General features: G+C 72.9%; 3 protein-coding genes. 2 read left to right on the forward strand and 1 reads right to left on the reverse strand.

The features are described from left to right. A partial coding sequence (locus NON22_RS21915) for a TolC family protein (RefSeq protein ID WP_257389128.1) occupies window positions 1–1135 on the forward strand: 1135 nt, incomplete at its 5' end. Between the two features lie 69 nt (window positions 1136–1204). Here the strand turns inward: NON22_RS21915 and NON22_RS21920 are convergent. Continuing rightward, the gene (locus NON22_RS21920; protein ID WP_257389129.1) at window positions 1205–1993 is read right to left on the reverse strand and encodes an acyl-CoA thioesterase; all 789 of its coding nucleotides are present in this window, start codon (window positions 1991–1993) and stop codon (window positions 1205–1207) included. Window positions 1994–2200: 207 nt separating this feature from the next. On the opposite strand from NON22_RS21920, the gene NON22_RS21925 reads away from it, so the two are divergent. Beyond that, window positions 2201–3462, forward strand: a 1262-nt coding sequence (locus tag NON22_RS21925) for a hypothetical protein (protein WP_257389130.1), incomplete at its 3' end; no start/stop codon positions are given.

Consider the following 3462-nt stretch of genomic DNA (forward strand, 5'->3'; position numbering starts at 1 on the left):
GGCGCGCGTCGACGCGGCCGGCGCGTCGCGACGCGCGCTGGCCGTCGGCGCGCACGAATTCGAAGCCAGCATCGGTACGCAGCGACGCCGCGCGATCGAAGAGGGCCGTGACTTCGCCGAATGGGATCTGCAGATCAGCCGCGCGATCCGCCTGCCGGGCAAGGCCGCGCTGGACCGGCAGATCGGCGACAGCCTGCTCGGCGTGGCCGACCTGCGCCGCACCGACGCCGAACATCAGGCTGCGCGGCGTCTGCTCGAACTGTGGATGGGCTGGCTGCGCAGCGCGGCCGCGGCGACGGAATCGGCCGCGCAGGCGGCTTTGCTGCGGCAGGAGCGGGACGCGCTCGCGCGCCGCGTGGCCGTCGGCGACGCGGCACAGCGCGAGCTCGATCTGCTCGACGCCGAACAGGCGCTGCTCGCCGCGCAGGCGGTGGCCGCACGCGATGCGGCCGAAGCCGCGCGGCAGACGCTCGCGATCGAATTCCCGCGCATCGCCGTGCCGCCGCAGCCGCCGGCGCTGCCGGATCCGCAGCCGCTGCCCGGCGGATCGCCGGCCTGGCGCGAACGCATCGTCGGCGAAAGCGCGGAGATCGGCCTGGCCGACGGCGAATCGCAGCGCATGTCCCTGCAGGCCGCGCGCCTGCGCGCCGAGCGCAGGCCCGATCCCCGCGTCGGCCTGCGCCTGCTGTCCGAACGCGGCGGCGCCGAGCGCACGGTCGGCCTCGTGCTGTCGGTGCCGCTCGGCACCGGGTATCGCAGCGCGCGCGCCGACGCCGAGACCGCGAACGCGGCCGCCGCCGAAGCCGAGGCTCAGGGCGTGCGCCGTCTCGTGGAACAGGCCGCCTGGCTGGCCGTGCAGGCCGCCGACAGCCGGCGCACGCAATGGCAGTCGCAGCAGCGCGCGCTGAGCGCGCAGGAAACGGCGAGCACCCGGCTGCGCCGCGCCTGGGAGCTCGGCGAAACGCCGCTCGCCGAATATCTGCTGACCCAGCGCAGTTTGCGCCAGGCCCGCCTGGCCGAGGCGCTTGCGCGCGTGGACGCGCTGCATGCGGCGCTACTCGTGCGCGTAGACGCGCATGAGCTCTGGCATCCGGGCGGACAGGCCGGCATCGGCGCGCATTCGCCGGCGCCGTGAGCGCCACGTCGCACGACAGCCCGCAATGAACGACGGCGGCGTGACCGATCCGCGGCGCGCGCCTGCGGCTCAGGCAAACACGACCATGCTCTGCCGGCTCAATGCGACCGGGCGGCCATCGGGCGCGACGATCCAGGTCGACTGGCTGGTGTAGCCGTCGCTCGCGGCGACGAGCTCGGCGTCGACGCGCCAGCCGTCGGCCGGCTGCGTCTCGTAGTCGTCGACGAGGATCTCGAGCATCCAGGTCAGCGAGCTGCCGGGCACCACGGCGTCCATCCACGACAGCGCGACCGGCGGCACGAAGTCGGCGATCGCGAGCAGGTGCCATTCGCTCGTCGCAGCCGGTTCGTGCAGGCCGACCTCGAAGCGGTTCGTCGTGACCGGCTTGCCGGCGAACGGCAGCGCGCCGTCGCGCAGGTTCACGCGGAAATGCTGCATGAAGTTCGGCGTGATGCCGGGCATGAACGGCAGCGGCGTCGCGTTGCCCGTCGCCGCGGCGGCCAGCACGGGTTCGCGCCGCACGCGCGATTCGCGGCCCGTGCCGAACACGCCGATCACGAGCGCGAGCAGGCCGCCGGTTTCGTCCTCGATCCGCGCCTGCACGTGCACGGCGCTCTTGCCGCTGCGCAGCAGCTGCGCGACCGCGCGGACCTCGCCGGCCGGCACCGGCGCGACGAAGGTCATCTGCAGGGTGCGCAGCGGCAGCCCGGCCGGCACCTGGCTGCGCATCGCGGCGACGGCGACCGCCGCCTGCAGGCCGCCGAACAGGCTGCGCCCCTGCAGCCAGTCGTCGCCGACGGCGAGCTGCACGCGCGGGCCGTCGCGCACGACGGAACGGATGAGTTCGGACAGGGTCATCGCGGGGCTTCCGTAACAAGGAATCGACCGAGCGTACTGCATGCACCGCGGCGGCACCGGTGCAGGATTCGCCAGCCGCCCGGCCGTCCGGCGCATCCGACCACTGGCGCCGTTCGGTTCGCGCTTCGCCACGGGTTTCACGGTAAGCGGCGCCGCGCCGACGCAGCCTGCGCCGCCCGACCCTCGCCATCCCTGCTCGGAGCACCCATGCCACGTACGTCCCTGCTGCTGCTCGTGCTGCTGACCGCGAACGCCGGCGCCGCGACTTACCAGGTCGGTCCCGCACGCACCTATACCAGCCTGAACCAGCTGTTCGCCGCCCAGGATCTCGGCGGCGGCGACGTCGTCGAAGTCGACGGCAACGTCACCTACGCCGGCGGCGTCGTAGTGCCGTCCGCCGACGGCGGCAGCCCCGGCAATCCGGTCGTGATCCGCGGCATCCGCGTCGGCGGCCAGCGCCCGCGCATCGCCGGCGGCACGAACACCGTCGAATTCCGCCAGTCCAACTACCTCGTGTTCGAGGGCTTCGACGTCAGCGGCGGCAGCTCGCGATGCATCCTGCAGGGCGCCCACGAGGTGACCGTGCGCGACAGCGCGATCCACGGCTGCGCCGGCCACGGCATTCTCGGCACCGACCAGTTCTCCGGCTCGTTCACCCTGGAATATTCCGAGATCTACGACGCCGGCGCCGGCACGTCGCAGCATCCGCTGTACATCCAGAGCGACGAGATCGCCTGGCCCGGGTCGGTGTTCCGCATGCGCTACAACTACGTGCACGACGGCAACGGCGGCAACCTGCTCAAGTGCCGCCACGAGCGCGCCGAGATCCACTACAACTGGTTCCAGGGCGCGGCCTATCACGAGCTCGAACTCATCGGCCCCGACGAGAACACGCAGCAGGACGGCTGGAGCCGCGACCTCGTGCGCGAGGACCAGGACGTCGTCGGCAACGTGATCGTGCACAGCAACGCGGCGTTCGGCGCGGTCGTGCGCATCGGCGGCGACGGCACCGGCGTCAGCAAGGGCCGCGCGCGCTTCGTCAACAACACGTTCCTGCTGACCTCGGGCCAGGACACGACGGTGTTCCGCATCTTCCAGGAAATGCAGTCGGTGGAAATGCACAACAACGTCATCGACGTCACGGCCGGCGGCGTGCCGCGCATCATCCGCGCGGTCGACGGCGAGCTGACCTGGACCGACGGCCGCCAGATCCGCGGCAGCAACAACTGGATCGAAAGCACCGCGACCTTCGTGCCCGCTGCCGGCGAGTGGAGCGGCACCCTGAGCGGCACGAGCCCAGGCTTCGTCGACGCGGCCGGCTACGACCTGCGTCCGGCCGCGGCGAGCCCGCTGCGCGACGCCGGCAACGCCGCGCCGGCGGGCGCGCCGGGCTTCGCGTTCCCGAACCCGCTGTTCCCGCCGGCCATGCTGCCGCAACGCGCGGCGACCGCGCCCGGCGCCGCGCTCGT

The organism is Tahibacter caeni (assembly GCF_024609805.1).
GTDB classification, from domain to species: Bacteria; Pseudomonadota; Gammaproteobacteria; order Xanthomonadales; family Rhodanobacteraceae; genus Tahibacter; species Tahibacter caeni.